Origin of the sequence: Kitasatospora sp. NPDC093558 (genome assembly GCF_040683475.1) — a bacterium.
Lineage (GTDB): Bacteria > Actinomycetota > Actinomycetes > Streptomycetales > Streptomycetaceae > Kitasatospora.
Genome location: NZ_JBFBDY010000947.1, coordinates 1 through 1,998 on the forward strand (window position 1 = coordinate 1; position 1,998 = coordinate 1,998).

At 73.5% G+C, this 1,998-nt stretch carries 2 protein-coding genes and 1 pseudogene; 2 read left to right on the forward strand and 1 reads right to left on the reverse strand.

What is annotated here, in order from left to right; genetic code table 11:
- Positions 1–766 (reverse strand): annotated as a pseudogene (locus AB0O00_RS37240) (histidine kinase); the annotation flags it as partial.
- 336 nt (positions 767–1,102) lie between these two features.
- Between AB0O00_RS37240 and AB0O00_RS37245 the strand changes: the two are divergent.
- Together AB0O00_RS37245 and AB0O00_RS37250 are read left to right on the forward strand one after the other, a co-directional pair.
- Positions 1,103–1,612 (forward strand): hypothetical protein, encoded by a 510-nt coding sequence (locus tag AB0O00_RS37245; protein ID WP_363659126.1) that lies wholly within the window; start codon positions 1,103–1,105, stop codon positions 1,610–1,612.
- 174 nt (positions 1,613–1,786) lie between these two features.
- Positions 1,787–1,998: hypothetical protein (locus AB0O00_RS37250; protein WP_363659127.1), on the forward strand; the 212-nt coding region annotated here is incomplete at its 3' end.

Sequence of the window (1,998 nt, forward strand, 5' to 3'; positions counted from 1 at the left end):
CGCGCTGCGCCGTGCCGTCGTCCAGCCGGATGTGCACGCCGATCAGGTCCCCGTGCACCCGGGTCGCCGTGCGCGCTCCCCGGCGGATCAGGTGCTCGCCCTGCGGGGCACCGTCGAGCGCGACGACGATCCGTTCCTTGGTCTCCCAGGGCGCCCGGATGCCGTGCCGGGCCCGGTAGTCGGCCAGCTCCTCCTCCACCCGGTCCGCGAGCCAGAGCAGCGCGAGCTCCCGCAGAGCGCCCAGGTTGCCGGCCCGGAAGTAGTGGTCCAGCGCCACGTCGATCCGGTCCGGCGCGTAGATCTCGCCCTGCGCCATCCGCGTGCGCAACGCCTCCGGGCTCAGGTCGACCAGCTCGATCCGCTCGGCCGCCCGCACCACCTCGTCGGGGATCGTCTCGCGCTGGGCGACGCCGGTGATCTGCTCCACGACGTCGTTGAGGCTCTCCAGGTGCTGGATGTTGAGCGTCGTCGCCACATCGATCCCGGCGTCCAGCAGTTCCCGCACGTCCTGCCAGCGCTTCGCGTTCCGCCCGCCGGGCACATCGGTGTGCGCGAGCTCGTCCACCAGCGCGAGCGCCGGGCTGCGCGCCAGCAGCGCGTCCACGTCCAGCTCCGTCAGCTCCGTCCCCCGGTACGGCACCGGCCGCCGCGGCAGCACCGGCAGGTCCGCCAGTTGCTCCTCCGTACCCTGCCGGCCGTACGTCTCCACCAGACCGACCACCACGTCCAGCCCGTCGCGCCGCAGCCGCTGCCCCTCCCGGAGCATGGCGTACGTCTTCCCCACCCCCGGTGCCGCCCCCAGGAACACCCGCAGCTTCCCGGTCACCGCGCCGCGCCACCTCCTCCGCTTCCACGTCCATGCTGCGCCCTCGCCGCTGCGAGGCCCTGTCGTCTTCACGCCGTCCGGACGTTCCGCGTCCACCGCGACCCCGAACCGCCGGGCGGAGGGCCTCGCTTGTGCTGGGTCGTCCGCCCGTGCCGGGTTGGTCCGACCGGTCGGATCTGCCGGTGGGTCGGGCCGGGGCGGTCGGGGCGGCGGCGGGGCCGAGGTTATGAATGCGTCACCGGAACATCCGTGAGCATCGTCCTCAGGAGCTGCCCCATGCGCCCCATCAGAACGGCCTGCCTCGTCACGGCCACGGCACTGGCCACCGTTCTCGCCTCCGCCCCCGTCGCGATCGCCGCGACGGACACCGGTTCCACTCATCCCGAGGCCCGGGACCGGACCTTCACCCTCATCGGCCAGCTCGCGCAGTCGACCCGCTTCCCCGTCAACCCCGGCGGCGCCCCAGCGCAGGGCGATCGGGTCGCCTTCCGCTCGGTCCTCTTCGACCTGGACGGCAACCGGGTCGGCGAAACCGGCGGCACCTGCACCACCACCCGGGTCGACAACGGCGGAGCGGAGGAGTGCACCGTGACCTACGACCTCCCGGGCGGCCAGCTCTCCTCGCAGGGGTTCATCTTCGGCTTCCTCAACCCGGGCCCTGCCCCCTCGTTCGACAACGGGATCACCGGTGGCACCGGCGAATTCGACCGGGCTCGTGGCATGATCCACGCCGACACGATCGGTCCGGGCCCCACGCGGCGCTTCACGATCGACCTCGACCGCTGACGGCACCTGCCACCGCCCGGTGAGCGGACCGGCCGGAGCGACGCCCCCGGAGAACACTCCGGGGGCGTCGTCGCGAACGGCGGCGCCATCCCAGCGGCTCCGACCGGGTGGCCGAGTGCGGTCCCACGCGTTTGCATGGAGCGAAGGCGCCCCGGCGGACCCGGAGGTTCGGACGTGTACGAGATGTGGGCCGAGTACGACCCGGCGGTGTCCCCGCCCGCCGTGGTCTGGCACGTGGTGGCCAAGGACGACGCGACGGCGTCGCTGTGCGGGCGGTTCCTCGAACCGTCCCAGCGCGTCGTCCCGGCGACGGACGAAACCGGCCCGGCGACGCCGGACCGGTACTGCGACCCCTGCCTGGGGACGGTCCGCGAGGCGATGGCGGC